At 50.7% G+C, this 15,349-nt stretch carries 14 protein-coding genes; 3 read left to right on the forward strand and 11 right to left on the reverse strand.

Annotated elements, in window-relative coordinates:
• Nucleotides 1-179 precede the first annotated feature (179 nt).
• Nucleotides 180-791: a YesL family protein gene (locus tag ACTOY7_RS10620; protein ID WP_160284397.1), complete on the forward strand. Its 612-nt coding sequence runs from the start codon at nt 180-182 to the stop codon at nt 789-791.
• Nucleotides 792-905: 114 nt separating this feature from the next.
• Here ACTOY7_RS10620 and ACTOY7_RS10625 read toward each other — a convergent pair whose 3' ends face one another.
• A complete protein-coding gene (locus ACTOY7_RS10625; protein WP_482670561.1) occupies nt 906-2,045 on the reverse strand; it encodes a phosphopentomutase in 1,140 nt (379 codons plus the stop codon).
• A gap of 126 nt (nt 2,046-2,171) precedes the next feature.
• On the reverse strand, nt 2,172-2,882 hold the full coding sequence (gene deoD, locus ACTOY7_RS10630) for a purine-nucleoside phosphorylase (protein WP_160284395.1): 711 nt from the start codon (nt 2,880-2,882) through the stop codon (nt 2,172-2,174).
• 746 nt (nt 2,883-3,628) lie between these two features.
• Between deoD and ACTOY7_RS10635 the strand changes: the two genes are divergently transcribed.
• On the forward strand, nt 3,629-4,402 hold the full coding sequence (locus tag ACTOY7_RS10635) for a Crp/Fnr family transcriptional regulator (protein WP_482670535.1): 774 nt from the start codon (nt 3,629-3,631) through the stop codon (nt 4,400-4,402).
• Nucleotides 4,403-4,492: 90 nt separating this feature from the next.
• Here the strand turns inward: ACTOY7_RS10635 and ACTOY7_RS10640 are convergent, their stop codons facing one another.
• The 6 genes from ACTOY7_RS10640 to ACTOY7_RS10665 all read right to left on the reverse strand — a co-directional run bounded on the left by ACTOY7_RS10640 (nt 4,493) and on the right by ACTOY7_RS10665 (nt 10,924).
• Complete coding sequence (locus tag ACTOY7_RS10640; protein ID WP_482670536.1) at nt 4,493-4,894, reverse strand: hypothetical protein; 402 nt, start codon at nt 4,892-4,894, stop codon at nt 4,493-4,495.
• A gap of 24 nt (nt 4,895-4,918) precedes the next feature.
• Nucleotides 4,919-5,503 (reverse strand): Rpn family recombination-promoting nuclease/putative transposase, encoded by a 585-nt coding sequence (locus ACTOY7_RS10645; protein WP_482670537.1) that lies wholly within the window; start codon nt 5,501-5,503, stop codon nt 4,919-4,921.
• A gap of 771 nt (nt 5,504-6,274) precedes the next feature.
• Nucleotides 6,275-6,751, reverse strand: a complete 477-nt coding sequence (locus tag ACTOY7_RS10650) for a hypothetical protein (RefSeq protein WP_300884741.1) — start codon at nt 6,749-6,751, stop codon at nt 6,275-6,277.
• 240 nt (nt 6,752-6,991) lie between these two features.
• Nucleotides 6,992-7,957 (reverse strand): SDR family NAD(P)-dependent oxidoreductase, encoded by a 966-nt coding sequence (locus ACTOY7_RS10655; protein WP_300884740.1) that lies wholly within the window; start codon nt 7,955-7,957, stop codon nt 6,992-6,994.
• Nucleotides 7,958-8,015: 58 nt separating this feature from the next.
• Nucleotides 8,016-8,855 carry an SDR family NAD(P)-dependent oxidoreductase gene (locus ACTOY7_RS10660; RefSeq protein ID WP_160282917.1) on the reverse strand — a complete coding sequence of 280 codons (840 nt, stop codon included), beginning with the start codon at nt 8,853-8,855 and terminating at the stop codon, nt 8,016-8,018.
• 128 nt (nt 8,856-8,983) lie between these two features.
• A complete protein-coding gene (locus ACTOY7_RS10665; RefSeq protein WP_160282916.1) occupies nt 8,984-10,924 on the reverse strand; it encodes an oxidoreductase in 1,941 nt (646 codons plus the stop codon).
• A gap of 288 nt (nt 10,925-11,212) precedes the next feature.
• Here ACTOY7_RS10665 and ACTOY7_RS10670 point away from each other — a divergent pair, with 288 nt between their 5' ends.
• On the forward strand, nt 11,213-12,763 hold the full coding sequence (locus ACTOY7_RS10670; protein WP_482670538.1) for a PucR family transcriptional regulator: 1,551 nt from the start codon (nt 11,213-11,215) through the stop codon (nt 12,761-12,763).
• A 165-nt stretch (nt 12,764-12,928) separates the two neighbouring features.
• Here the strand turns inward: ACTOY7_RS10670 and ACTOY7_RS10675 are convergent, their stop codons facing one another.
• From ACTOY7_RS10675 to ACTOY7_RS10685, 3 genes are read right to left on the reverse strand one after another with little or no spacing between them, the layout of a single operon-like run.
• Nucleotides 12,929-14,002, reverse strand: coding sequence for a threonine aldolase family protein (locus ACTOY7_RS10675; RefSeq protein ID WP_482670539.1), 1,074 nt, complete (start codon nt 14,000-14,002; stop codon nt 12,929-12,931).
• A gap of 28 nt (nt 14,003-14,030) precedes the next feature.
• A complete protein-coding gene (locus ACTOY7_RS10680; RefSeq protein ID WP_160282913.1) occupies nt 14,031-14,270 on the reverse strand; it encodes a DUF433 domain-containing protein in 240 nt (79 codons plus the stop codon).
• Nucleotides 14,231-14,866, reverse strand: a complete 636-nt coding sequence (locus ACTOY7_RS10685; RefSeq protein ID WP_482670540.1) for a hypothetical protein — start codon at nt 14,864-14,866, stop codon at nt 14,231-14,233. The genes ACTOY7_RS10680 and ACTOY7_RS10685 overlap by 40 nt, the downstream gene beginning before the upstream one ends.
• Between the last annotated feature and the right edge of the window lie 483 nt (nt 14,867-15,349).

A 15,349-nucleotide genomic window follows, 5' to 3' on the forward strand; every position in this document is an offset into this window, starting at 1 on the left:
GCATCAAAATTCCAGCGCGGCAAGCTGCGGGGTATTTGGTCTACACTCCGTTTCGGTCGTTGCTGAACAAGTGCCACTGGCACTTAGCAACCCTCGCGGCAGTCGCCAAATATCCATGCAAGCATGGCTACTTGGCTCGTTGCTTCGCGGGCATAAATAAAGCTCAAGGAGGCCTACCAATGAAATTTTTTAATTACGACAGTCCGATCATGCAGTTTTTATCCAGGTTAACCGACCTGTTTATCCTGAATTTCCTCTTTCTGATCTGCTCAATCCCCATTGTCACCATCGGGGCATCTGCAACCGCCCTGTATTCCGTGACTCTGAAAATGGCGAAGAATGAGGAAAGCTACATTTTCTCGTCCTTTTTCCGGGCTTTTAAAAATAATTTCAGGCACAGTACCATTTCCTGGATGATCCTGCTGCTCGCAGGCATCGTCCTCTGGATGGATTACCGTGCCGTTGGAATGATGGGAGGCTCCTTTCAGCAGATTTTTTCCTTTCTTCTGATTGCCGTGAGTATTCTGTTATTATTTCCCGCAATTTACATTTTCCCGTATATTGCCCGGTTTGAAAATACCATCAAAAACTCGCTGAAAAACGCGTTTATCATCAGTATCGCGCAGCTTCCCTATACCCTCCTGCTCCTGGTCGTCCTGTCGCTGGCCGGCGCGTTTACCATATTTATTGATTTCAGGATTGTCGGGTTTACGTGGTTTGTCATCGGATTTTCGGGGGTTGCTTTGCTGAATTCTTTTTTGCTGCGGAGGGCGTTCCGCAGGTTTGAATAAGGAACTGTTCGGAACAGGATAGCGCTTTACCGCGCTATCCCCTCCCGTGTCTGCATATCCATGAGAACAAATCCGAACTTTTATATGCACAATTTCTTGTTTATCTCGTATGCTTTAATAATCCGCTATTTTTCCCAGCAGCGATTCCCCGATCGTCCCCTCGGGCATCTGCAGTCCGAAGTTCTCCGCAATCGTCGCCCCTGTCACAGCGAAGCTCTTCTGATCCTCAAGTCCTCCGCTTTCCTTCATGGACGGCGAATACATCAGCAGCGGAACGATCTCTTTTGTATGGTCTGTGCCCTTGAAGGTGGGGTCGGTTCCGTGGTCTGCGGTGATCATCAGCAGGTCGGTATCCTTCATGCGGCTTAAAAATTTCCCCAGGTTTACGTCGAATTTTTCCAGCTCTCTGCCGTAGCCCACCGGATCTCTCCGGTGTCCCCAGAGGGCGTCAAAATCCACCAGATTCGTGAAGCAGAGCCCATGGAAGTCCTTATCCTGCAGCTCAATGGTCTGCTCCATCCCGTGAACGCTGCTCTTGGATTTGTGTGTTTCTGTGATACCTTCCCCATCGAAAATGTCCCGGATCTTGCCGACGCCGATCACGTCCAGGCCGTTTTCCTTCATCACGTCGAGTATCGTGCGGCCATAGGGCTTCAGCGCGTAATCGTGGCGGTTGGCGGTCCGCTTGAACTCTCCCTTTTTCTTTCCGATATAGGGGCGCGCGATCACCCGGCCCACCTTCCATTCGTCCCGCATAGTCAGCTCCCGTGCGATTTCGCAGCAGCGGTACAGCTCATCCAGGCCGAAGGTTTCTTCGTTTCCGCAGATCTGCAGCACGGAATCCGCGGATGTATAGACGATCATATTTCCGGTGGCGATCTCCTGCTCCGCAAGCTCCTCCAGGATCTCTGTACCGCTGGCGGACTTGTTGCCGATGATCTTGCGGCCGGTCCGTTTTTCCAGCTCCTGGATCAGATCATCCGGAAAGCCGGTTTCCGTAAATGTCTGAAATGGCTTTGTAATATAGAGGCCCATCATCTCCCAGTGGCCAGTCATGGTGTCTTTTCCCACACTGGCCTCAAACAGTCTTGCCCAGTGGCCAATCAGATGGTCAGGAGTCTTTACATTAGTCAGGGGATGCAGCCTGGTCAGCCCCATTTTCGCCAGGTTCGGGATCTGAAATCCCGGCATATGCGGGTCAATGTGCCCCAGTGTATCGCAGCCCTCATCACCGTAGAGGCGCGCATTTGGCATGGCTCCGATTCCTAGGGAATCTAAAACGATCACAAAGATACGGTTATATTTCAAGTCAGTTTCCTCCTTTTTTGCTGTAAATACTTTATTTGTTGATACAAGCGTCAAAAGGTCATGCTCTGCCGATCAGCGGCATGCCTCCAGCGCAATGCGCATCATCCCGGTAAAGGATTTCTGACGTTCCTCCGAGGAAATTTTTTCGTTTGTAACGAAAGAGTCGGAAATAGTCAGCAGGCAGGCAGCTTTTTTATGAAGGACGGATGCATTGTGGAAGAGGGCGAAGCTCTCCATCTCTACACAGGTGCAGCCATGCTTGTCATGGATTTCCTTGTAATCCGGCATACTGCTCTCGCAGTAAAATACATCGCTGGAATGGATCTTTGTCGGAGTGAGCGGAATCTGCAGGCTCTCCGCCGCGTCTTTGATCCTCTGGTTCAGTTCCGGATCCGGGAGGATCACATCCCCGATGAATCCGTTCTGGGTTCTGGCGAAGCTGGATTCGCTCCATACGCTGTCCGCCAGCACGATGTCGTATACGTTCAGTTCCCCGCTGTATGCGCCCGCCGACCCGACGCGGATGATGCTCTCCACATCGTATTGTGTAAACAGCTCATAGGAATAGATTCCGATGGACGGCATGCCCATGCCGCTGGCCATAACAGTGACCGGGCTTCCCTGATAGGTTCCTGTATAGCCCAGTATATTTCTGACTTCATTGATCAGCTTCGGGTTTTCCAGAAAATTCTCCGCTATAAATTTTGCCCTCAGCGGATCTCCGGGCATGATCACGGATTTTGCGATTTCCCCCTTTTGGGCCTGAATATGTGGTGTTGGCATTTTGTTTTCCTCCTTTGATTTTGTGTAACTATTCAGAACGACAGCAATATAGAAAAACAGAAGGCTGCGTAAGCAGTGGACAGTCTGTGGCCCGCCGTTGTAAACAGTTACGATTTAGCTTTTTCATATCATAGCATATATTGCCGCGCAAAAAAATGACAGGTGTCCTCTTTTTTCAAATTTATAATTTACGTCCTGACCAGCCGGGAATCGTTAACCATAAGCTACCATTTTACCCCCGGGGGTGTCACACAGCCCGATGGGGCCGAATGAAGAAGCCAGAATCAGTCAAGATTCTCTGTATTGGTTTCAAAACGCACGAAAGAATAAAGGGTTGGTCTCGGAGAAAAAGAAATATTGCAGTGACTGCCAGACAGATCGGAATGATGCAGGAGCTTTTTTAAAGAGGGATATATTATGAACCACGCCTTGGTCAGGCACAGATTATGACGCACCCTGTCTATGCAGGAAATCCGGTGGAAGTCTTAATATAATCCGCGCCTGCGTCAGCACGGTTTTTGCGAATGGATAAGTGGGCTGGATGCCGTTACTGTGAGCGCCCGGTCAGGGTGTGAGCAGAAACCCAACAGGAACGGTTTTATATATACTCTCAAATCTCTCTTGCTATTTTATTCATATTATCATACACTGATTGCAGTCGTTTCAATCAGGCAATTAACAACGAAGTCTTGCGCATTTTGGCAAAAGTTTGGTTCCGGCTTGTCCGGGTCAGGAGGGATTGGGTTATGAAGCTTTCCGACAGCTTTACAAAAAAACTAAATCAGGAGCAGCTCGCTTTTCTGCAGGATTTTTTTCTGCATTGTCCGGATTCCTTTCTTTCCAATCTGATGCTGAAATCTTATCCTGCAAATGTGACGCTGATGAGTACAGACGACTCCTGCTCCCACATTTATATCTTGTTGAATGGGCGGCTCCAGGGTATTGAGGAACAGGCTTCCGATACAGAGTTCCGGTTTGCGGAAATTTCCGCTATTGAGATCATCGGGGATTTTGAATTATTTTCCCAGGCTTCAGCCAGGTTCATTACCCTTACCACATTGGAGCGCTCCTTATGCGTTATGATTCCCGCCAAGGCTTATCTGGCATGGATCAAAGAGGATGCCCACGCCCTTTTTATCCGCATTCAGATGCTGGTCACGCAATGGATGGCGCAGACCCGTTCCGACCGAAAGAACTTTTTTCTCGACAACAGGACCCGGCTGCTGCAGCTTTTATATCATGAATGTTCCCTTGCCCATATGCCGGAAGACCGCGGCGCGTCGGGCAAAGACTGTCCGCCCCGCGGGGCAATGCAAAGCGGAACGCCCTTTGAGTATAAGATCCGGGATACCCGCGGTACGATCGCGGCGCGGATGGGCTGCTCCGTCCGGACCGTCAACCGGGTGGCGGCGCAGCTGTGCGATGAAGGGTACATTTCCCTCGTCCACGGAAAAATCCGTGTCAGTCAGACACAGTTTGCAGAGATAGAGGCAGAACTGCGGGATTGCATGATGCTATAGCAGGATTGTTCAATTCCTCCCCGGATGTCCTTTTCCATTTCTTTTGGAATAAGATAGGTGGGACATCTTGGGAATTGCAGCAAAACGATGCTATTCCAGAATCTCCCGTACCTCCTCTTCCGTGATACCGCATTTCACCGCAATTTCCTTCTCCGGCTTTCCCTGAGCATGCAGTCTGAACACACTCTTTGCCAAAGCGATTCCTTCCTTTCTTCCAGTTTCTTTACCGCGTTTCTCACCACGTTTCTCACCACGTTTCTCTCCACGTTTCTCGCCACGTTTCTCACCACGTTTTTCACCACGTTTTTCACCACGTTTTTCACCGATCTTTCTTCCGCGTTCCTCTGCCCGTCTCTGCGCACCGATGACAAATGTATTATAGTCTTTCAGTGCCTTTTCCCGCTCTTCATATTCCAGGCGTTTGATCTCGTCCGCACTTAACTTCTGCAGCGCCTCGTACGCCTCTCCCAGATATTCGCTCGTGTTTGCCATACGTTCAAAATCCTCCTTGCTCTTTCATTTCAAAAAACGCATCCAATTGACGATGTCTTCTCCTGTCTTTATCTCCTTCGGCAGCTTTTTCAGCTCCAGGATCTGTAATTCCAGCTTGTCACTGTAAAGCGCATTCGTCTTTCTGTTCAGAAGCTCAATCGTCCGATAGCAGTCCGTATCTTCCGGAAAATGAATAAAGTCCAGGATACTGACATGGATACATTTCTTCAATTTTTCATAGGAATCTCCAGTCCTGAGCTGTTCCGCAAACATTTTACAAAGGTAGAAAAGCGCCCGCTCATCCCAAAATTCAAAATACTTCACCTGCATTTCCATGTTGATCTGCAGACCGTCCAGCAGCCGAACCCGCACATCCAGAATCCCGAGCTTATCATCTGCGTAGTCCCGGTGCAGATGGGTCGGCAGCAGCTCCGTATCTTTGATCTTGTCGGGGGAAACCCGCAGGATAGCCGCGCAGAACCCCTTTCTCACCTTTGTGTTTTCCATCAGGCTGGCGAAGCATACATCTACCGTCGGACGCATGATAAAGTCATTGTTCGTTGTTGGGATTGTCTTCTTTGTTTGCGTTGTTTTCATTGTTTCATTCATTCAGATTCTCCTCTCTTCCGCAAAGCTTTTCGGCTGTCTGCATATCAGCGAAATGCATTCTGTCAGAATCCGGAAGAATCTTTTGCCATGAACACTTTTCGGCCTTATCCGAGCCGGATATGTCCCATGTATAAAGCATAATAAACAATATACACATGATCAGGATACAGCCTGTAACAACAAGATAGGATCAGGTTTACTATGTTTCATTTCCATTAGAATAAGATAATCATAACATGAAATATCCGTTCAAGAAAGCAAAATTCCATCAGAAAATGACATCTATGCATTTTTTATAACAAGATTGCAGCCATAAAGCCCGCCTAAAACATGTTGTTGAGTAATCCGGTGATACGCCGGCAAGAATAAAAAAGATGAATATCTTTTCGAATTCTTCCTGTAGAGTATAACACAGCCCAGGAAGATGTACAATCCCCAAAATACAGAAAAACCGTTCCTGCGCATTCTCACTGTGACAGGTCACACCCCGACTGGACGTGCCCTTTAATTCCTCTCGGCCAATCAGTTCGGTGATTGGCTGAGGAGTGAACTGTAACTGTGCTACGTTACTGTTCGTATTGGAAGGTAAAATACCGTTAAAGCAATATAGAATGCTGTCCACCAATCTGCGCTCGAACGAATGCGCGGTGCGCAGGCAGGAGGTGACTGCGCCTAAAGCAACAGCCTTCTCCTGCCACAAAACTATAGCAGAAAAAAGCTGTTAAAAAATTGCAACCATACAGGTGGAAAACTTTCCAGGTTATTTCTAATCTATTTCTGAAATACCACTTTCTTCACCATACTCATGATCAGCAGACATCCTCCGTTGAAGATCAGGCTTCCGGCCACAAACGTGCCGAGGAACAGCCCGATATGCGATGCAAATGCTTCCGTATCGATGCAGGCGCAGGTGAGATACGCGAATCCCACGTTGTTCAGGATCTTCGGCGCATACGGGTGGATCACGATCAGTACGAACAATACTGCTGCCAGCGGGATCAAGAAACCAAGCAGATCCCCCAGGACCGGGGTCAAAGCCGTGACAGCCAGCAGCGTGAGCACCGTCAGAACCAGCCCTACAAAGCCGCCCACCTCCACGGAAATAAAGCGGTCTTTTACATCCCCCTCCATGGTAAACAGCATGATATTGCTGATGAAGATCAGCCAGCTGTATTCAAAATGGATCAAATGGAGAAATGCATTTGCGATCAGGATCCACACAAGCAGGGAAAGCCGAAAATACAGCAAAAATTTTTCCACCTGTACGGTTGCAATCCATAATCTCAGTTTTATGCAATTCATTGCAATAAAACTGAGATTATGGATTAGCAACCTACTCTTGAATGAGCAAAAAACGGCTGCGTTAGCAGACGTAAGAGTGCGTCAGCACGGTTTTTGCGAATGGATGAGTAGGTTGGAGGCTCTTTAGAGCATCCAACCGTACAGGTGGAAATTTTTTCTGAGTCTCTTCCATAACTCTCTTTCCTTTCATTTCAAAAGCGACGGGTCAATGGGCCGCACCATATCGGCCTGGTATACACCCTGTTCACGCAGCAAACGATCATACTGATCATGGGTCAGGATAAAGAACTGATCATTTTCAAGCTCTTCGAATACCTTTTCAATCGTCGGGATCAGCGGCGCCCCGTTATCCAGGATCTGTTTGTTGTAGGCAATGAATTTCCGGTAAGCCTCGGAATTGTAGTATGGGTCTTCCGGGTCGATGGCGTAACGTTTGGGACGATGCCGATCTGTCAGGTGCATTTCCGTCTGCACGAATCCCGGACAGAATACGGACACGTCGATATCATCACCTGCTGCCCTCAGAGATTTGTAAACCACCTCCGACAGCGCCACCGCCGCGTGCTTGGTGCTGAAATACGCCGGCGCGGAGCCCAGTGTGATCAGCCCTGCAATGGAGCATACATTTAAGATCTGGCAGTGGGTTCCCTGTTTTCTCATCTGAGGCACAAAGCGTTTCATCATATACCAGTGGGAATACACATTTACCTCGGTCACCCACTTGATATCGTCCTCCTTGATATCCCACACGTCGGCGCCTGTACTGACTCCCGCATTATTGATCAGCATATCGCAGCGGCCGAAAGCCTCCATCGCGCGGTCAAATATTTTCTGGCATTCCTCTGGAAGGGAGACATCCGCCTGCAGCGCGATCCCCTCACGGCCAAGCGCTTTGATCTCCGCAGCCACGGCATCCGCCTCATCCCCGTGGATATCCACCGCCAGCACATCTGCGCCCCGCTTTGCGCAGCCCAGCGCCAGCTCCCGTCCGATCCCGTTTGCGGCACCGGTCACTACCACTTTTTTATCTTTATAATCCTTGATCATCGTACTAACCTCCTTTTTCGGCCCATTTACCATTCCATTGAAGGCGGATCCGAACCGCTTGTTATTCCGTTCACTGCGGTCTGATCCGCCTGTCGTTCCGTTCACTGCGGTCCGAACCGCCTGTTATTCCGTTCACTGCGGTCTGATCCGCCTGTCATTCCGTTCACTGCGGATTCAGCCCGTTTACCATATTCTGCACCCGTGCCCCGGCTACCACCTGGGACTCCGGATGGGTATAGATATAGAACTTCTGATCCTCCACCGCGGTAAATACGCATTTACCCACATAGTCAATGGGCATGCTGGAAACCACCTGGCGCTCGCTGCGGATATATCCGGACTTGAACTCCTGCCCCTGGTAATAGGGATCGTCATTGATGGCATAGCGCTCCGGACGGCGGTCGTCCGACTTGTGGATCAGGGTCTGCACGAACGCCGGAACCAGGCAGTGCACCTGGATCCGCTCCAATCCCCTCTGCTTCAAGGCCAGATAGCAGCTCTCGCTTGCCGCCAGGTCCGCATGCTTGGTGGTATGGTACATGATCGCGTTTCCGGAGGTCATCAGGCCTGCGGTGGAAGCCGTATTCACGATCACAGCCTCCGTCCCCTGCCGGATCATCTGCGGGATAAAGATATGCATGCCGTAAAGGTGGCTCATCAGATTTACTTCCGTGATCCAGTGGATATCCTGTACAGGTATCTCCCAGATTGGTCCGGATACCGCAACGCCCGCATTGTTCACCAACATATCCACACGCCCGAATTTTTCCATGGCCAGGTCAAACAATGCCTGTACATTTTCCAGTCTGGAGATGTCGGCAAGCTGGCTTACCACCTCGGCACCCATCGCTTTTAATTCGGCCTCCGCCGCTTCCACATGTTCCTTCGTGATCCCGTTGATCACAATTTTCATACCACGGAGCGCGCCCTCCCGGGCAATGGCTTTTCCAATGCCGCTGCTTCCGCCGGTCACAACCAGAACCTTATCTTTAAAATCTTTCATCCTTCCATTCTCCTTTTATATGTAACCAAATTCCATGATTTTTTCACACCGGCTCAGAACGGCACACAGAGACTTAGCCTTCTATTCTGAACCGTTATATTTTCTCAAACCATATCTTTCACTTTCGATCAATCCAGAAATACAAATGCCTTATCATACGCCGCATGCATCGCGTCCCGGATGGTTCCGCCGGCAGAGGCGTCCCCGATCAGGATCACATGCTCAAATTCCTTCTCAAACTCAGCCGCCAGAGCCCGGTTCGGCCTGACTCCGAGAGCCAGCACCACCGCATCAGCCTTCATGCTGGTGTCAAATGCAGTCGCGGATATACTCAGCTTGATCTCTCCGTCCCCGATCGCTTTCAACGCATGGCCAGTCATGATTTTTCCGCCGTTGTCCGCGATCCGTTTCAGCATTAATTTGGAAACGCTGGGATAAAGCGTCGTTCCCACGGCATTTAACATTTCCACCACGGTCACCTCATTGTCCCCGCTCAAGAACTCTGCCGTCTCAAGCCCGGTCACCCCGCCGCCGATGACAGCAACCTTTTTGCCGGAAAGAGTGACCCTGCCGGTCAGCACGTCCTCTGCGCCAACTGCCTTTTCAACGCCCGGAAGCTGCGGCACAATGGGATTGCCGCCCACTGCAGCGAATACGCCTACCGCACCGATCTCCCTGCAGGCTTCCACGGTAGCTTCAGTATTCAGACGGATTTCTACATTCAGCTCCTTCAGCTCTTCCTCCTGGGCTTTGATCAATTCGGTGATCAATTTCTTATGGGGCGGTTTGTCCGCCAGGTTCAGGCTGCCGCCGAGGACTCCGCTCTTTTCAAACAGGACCGGCTTAAATCCGCGTTTTGCCAATACTGCCGCTGCCTGCATCCCTGCCGGTCCGCCGCCTGCGACCGCCACCGTACGGCCCGCTCCGTTTTTCTTAAGCTGCCCGTCGCCAAAATGCAGCTCCCGGCCCAGGATGGGATTCACGGTACACTCAATGGGACGGCCCATATTCGCGATACGGAAGCATTCCATACAGCCAATACATTTCCTGATGGAATCGTCTTTTCCTTCCTTCGCCTTTTTGCCCCATTCCGGGTCTGCCAGGAAGCCCCGGCCGATCCCTACAAAGTCGGATACTCCTTCTTCCAGCAGGGATTCCGCAAATGCCGGATGCTTCACGGTATTGACCGCGATCACCGGGATCTTTACATTTGCCTTGATATTTTTTGCCAAATGCTTCTTCCAGCCTTCTGCGTAGCAGGCCGGTTCAATGACCGTAGCGCCGGATTCGTAGGTTCCGCAGCTGATATTCAGACAGGTGATCCCCAGGCTTTCCAGATACCTGGCAATGTGGATGCACTCCTCCTCGGTCAGTCCGTCCGGGATAAACTCATTGCCGTCCATCCGGACAGAGATCGGAAATCTGGGTCCGCAGGTAAACTGGATCCCTTTGATGATCTCCGTGATGAACCGCATGCGGTTGAAGAAATCCCCACCGTATTTGTCGGTGCGCTTATTGGTGTGAGGTGATAAGAACTGGTTCACCAGGTATCCGTGGGCCGCATGGATCTCCACCCCGTCAATACCTGCCGCCATTGCGATGTACGCGCCCTTTACAAACTTCTGCGCCATGGCCCCCACCTCTTCCGTGGTCAGGGCACGGGGTTTCTCACCGATGGTCGCGCAGACCACCTCCGACGCCGATACGATCTGCTTCCCCTTCAGCAGACGGCCCGGAGTCTCATTTCCCGGATGATGGAGCTGTAAAAAAATCTTGGAATCATAGGCATGAACCGCTTCCGCAAGGCGCACCAGCCGCGGAATATGCTTGCTGTCTGTGGCACAAAGCTGATTGCTCGTCCCGATCCCGGTTTCCTCATCAATCCTGGTGATCTCCGTGATGATCAGCCCGGCGCCTCCCCTTGCCCGGTCTGCATAATAACGGATAATCTCGTCCGAAGCCTCCCCCGTGGAGCTGGCAAATCCAGTTCCCATGGCAGGCATCACCAGCCGGTTCTTCAATTCCAGATGGCCGATCCTGCCCTTTTCAAATAATTTTGGATAACTCATAACATTTTTTCTCCTTTCTTCGCCCGTGCGTTCCTGCATCCGAAACGCTTCGTTTACAGTAAATGATAATACAGGCGGCTTTGGTTTAACATGTGTGAGAGGAATGAAAAAGATCGTGATTTTTGTTCATGATGCATATATCAGAGTTGCATTTATGTGGTATATTAGTAATAAAGCACAAACTTGTAATCTTTTAAACAAGAAAATCAGCCCGCGGAGATAAATCTGTACAGACTGATTTTTGATGCTGTTATTGTAATGAATCACACAGATATCGGAGGAAATGCTATGAATTTTTCAGAATTTTTGAGCCGGCTGTCGGAAGATTATCCTGTGCCGGATTCCCATATCGCAGAAAACGCAGATATCTTTCATGTGCAGGAGCTGCCCGGTCCGCACCCGGAGCCAAAAGCCCCGGTGCAGAATGTCCTTTATTTTGCCGATACGGATACCTGTGACGAGGCCGCATTTTCCGGGCTTTCGGAAAACGGGCTGAATCTGGTCTGGACGGGAGGCAGGAAGCCTTCTGTGTGTGAAAATGCCTTTGTGAACTGGGCACAAATTGAAACTGGCGAACCTGGTGCGATCCTGCAGTGCATCCGGGATATCCTCGTGGAATCCTGTCAGGCGCAGGCTCTTTATATTTCGCTGCTGCAGGCCCTTTTGAGCGGCCAGAATATTTCCAATGTGCTCAGCGACATCGCGGAAAAAGCGGAAAGCACCCTTGTGATCATCGACATGAGCGGAAAGCTTTTGGCAAATTCTGTCCCGGTCCGCCTACAGAACAGCCTGTGGCTGGAAAGTGTGGAGCAGGGCTTCTGTCCTCCGGACTTTATCGAGCATATCCGGGATATCCGGCGCAGCAGCGGCTTTTCCAATCAGCAGGGCCCGCAGATACACCGCTGTGAGGATGAGGACCTTTACTACCTGCTGAGCCGCATCATCGTGGACAATGCTCTGTTCGGCTATGTCTTCATGATACAGGAGTCCCCGAATTTTGCCTCCCAATACCGGAAATTCCTGCCGCTGATCGGCCGGATCGTGGCGGATTCCGCCCTGCGCAGCCAGGACAGCCTGACACTGCGTTCCCGGCTCCAGGACAATACTCTCACCGATATCCTGGACGGCATCCCCGCAGAGCAGGCCGGCGCGCGGATCCATACCAGCGGGATCCATTTTCCGGACCATATGTGCGTGATGGTCGTGCGGCCCCTGTATTATCATGGGAAAACCTATCTAAAATCCACACTGCTGCCCATGCTCACCCGCATTTTCCCGACCAGCCTGTATGTCCTCTACCACCACAACGCGGTGGTGATCCTTCCCCAGGATACCGCCCTGACGCTGACCGAGGAGCTGTCCCGCTTTCAGGAGGCCTGCGGCCGGGAGCGGCTTCTGGCCGGAATCAGCAACCCGTTCACCAATCCGGCCAGGCTGCGGGAATATTATCTCCAGGCGGCGAAGGCCTGCAGCCTGTCCCAGCAGATGGATGTGAAGGGGTATATCCATTATTACAAGGATCTGGCGTTTTATGATATGATGGAGAGGCTCTCCAAGGAACAGCGCCTGCCCCAGTTCTGCCATCCTGCGCTGGCGGTGCTGCGGGAATACGACCAGCAGAAGGGGACCCGGCTTTATGATACGCTGAGAGCCTATACGATGTGCGGGTTCAATCAGAATATCGCGTCAGAGCAGTTGTTTCTGCATCGGAACACAATGAATTACCGGAGGCAGAAGATTGAGGACCTGACCGGGCTGAACTTTGAAAATCCGGATACCAGATTTTTGCTGCAGTACTCGTTTTTGATCGATCATTATCTGGAGCATTCGCTGGTGTAGAATGGGGAAACATAAGAAAAAGGGGTGTCAGGAAACGGCGGTATGTGAACAGCCCGCATTTCCCGGCACCCCTGCGCCTGCGGCGGTTAACGGCTCAAGAGTTCCCGTGAGTATCGCGTCAGCCGCAGCCGCGAAGCGGCATAATTCCTCATGCGGCTGTGTGCATCATGTTATACTGTGCGGCAGATTTATCTGGCGCGCAGTATAAACACGCTCTAATGCCCGGTCCAGCGCCTCCAGATCTTCCCTGGTGGTGGCCCAGCTTGTCACAAAACGAATCACGGTATGGGTCTCATCGTATTTCTCCCAAAAGCTGAACATCACCTCTTTTTTCAGCTTTTCGATCCGGTCATTTTCCAGGATCACAAACTGCTGGTTGGTAGGAGATTTCAAGTAGAACTCGATCTGCCTGCCTTCCAGAATCTTCTTCAATTCCTCCGCCATCTCAATGGCGTGATGGCTAATCTCAAAGTACAGGCTGTCTGTAAAAAGGGTATCGAACTGGATTCCCAGTAGCCTGCCCTTTGCCAGCAGCGCCCCTCTCTTTTTGATGGAATTGATAAAATGAGGCGGGCGGTTCTGCTTCGTAAATACCACCGCCTCCCCGCATAACGCGCCGACCTTCGTCCCTCCGATGTAAAATACGTCGCAAAGCCGGGCGATGTCCTGCAGCGTCACATCTGTATGGCGGCTCATCAGGCCGTAGCCGAGACGGGCCCCGTCCAGAAACAGCGGGATATGGTAAGAACGGCAGACCTCCGCAAGGGCTTCCAGCTCTGCTTTCGTGTATAGCGTACCGTATTCCGTTGGATGGGAAATGTAGACCATGCCCGGAAATACCATGTGTTCATAGGTTTCATCGGCGTAGAAGCCGGCTATGTAGGAGCATAAGGTTTCCGCGGAAAGCTTTCCGTCCCTGTGGGGCAGCGCCAGAACCTTGTGTCCGGTATATTCGATGGCCCCGGCCTCATGGACATTCACATGGCCTGTCGCCGCCGCGATCACGCCTTCGTAATCCTTCAGCATGGTGGAAATGACCGCGGCATTGGTCTGGGTGCCTCCGACCAGAAATTCCACGTCTGCGTCCGGGCATCCGCAGGCTTCGCGGATCTTGTTCTTCGCGCTTTCGCAGTAGTGATCCGCGCCGTAGCCGGTGAGGGGCTCCAGGTTGGTCTCCATAAGGCGCGCCAGGATACGGGGGTGGGCGCCTGTGTTGTAGTCGTTTTCAAAAGAAATCATGGGGGTGTCCTCCTGTTTCATTTTATCATCAGAGCTTTGGAAAGCGACGTATTATTTCGTAAGAGTCTCCTTTTTTCTTGACAGCATAATAAGTATTTTTTATGCTGTCACCTTTACTTTTTAAAAAATTACCGATAGCTTCCATAACCTTTTCTACATCTTCCGGAGCAATTTTATATTCCTCGCAGATTTCCTGAAAAGTCATTTCATCTTTTAAGCAGGCAACAATTAAGCTGACAGGAATCCTGGTGTTTTTGACTGTCGGCATTCCGCCCAATTTTTTTGTGTCTGTGGATAGTTTTTTTCACCATCTTCCGGCAGCTGTTCCATATACTCTTCCGCCATGCGGCTGTCAGACTGGGTATTTGCCCCCACAGATGCATGGACAACGATTCCGTTTCCTTTTCCGTCTATCACTTCCGCTACATTCAGCACATGCCCATGGTGCTGCCTGCGTTTATAGCGGTATGTCATGGTTGCGTCAAATGGGTTCTGGACACTGTCTGCTGGGATCTCCTTTTTGTCTTTTGGCACACGGTTCCCTGCGTCATCCAGCCGCGTCTGTTCCTCAAGTACCCTCTGGAAGATTTGATATTCCGGCAGTCCGCTGAGAAACGAAGGGGTGAAGTTCCTTCCCAACGCCTCCTGGAGCAGCAGCATCTCACGGATGGTTTCCGCAACGCGGGTATCCTGCACACCTGCCTTCTTGTCCTGGGAAACACGGTAATACAGAACCTGATTGTGGTCCCCCTCTTCAAAATAGTGGGACAGTTCTTTCGGAATCATGTTTTCAAACCCTTTTTTTAACAGATACCGGAGGAGGATCACATTTGCGGTATGGAGGATGCCCATCTCTACTGCCATCTGTTTGGAGATCCGTTCAAACTCCTCTTTGATCAGGTCGCAGTGGTGTGTTTCATTATATGCTTCAAGCCTCCTTCGGAAACAGCGCAGGGAACTTTCAGATAAGGGTTATTTTTCTTCCTGCGTGGTATGGAGGGCGTACTGGAAATTCAGCGCGCCGCAGCGGAGAAATTCGATCAGGACTTCATCCGTCATACGGTACATACGTTTCAGGACGAGCGCGGCTACATATTGCCGTACAAGGATGTTAGGACGGATCCTACTTCGCTGAATAATCCGGAAAACCTGTTTTCGTCTACATTTGGATAAATGATATCTCCGACAAGCTTAGCTCTTGATAAGTCGACCGCTTTCCGGGTCTGATCATTCGCATAAAGCATACGGTCATCAAGCGTGATCTGAACATCCTGGCTTTCTCGAAACATGGGAGCCTCCTAATATGATAAGTAATTTCTCTTATTGTAACATATTTAGATGATAAAT

The sequence above is a fragment of the Schaedlerella sp. genome (assembly GCF_056796775.1).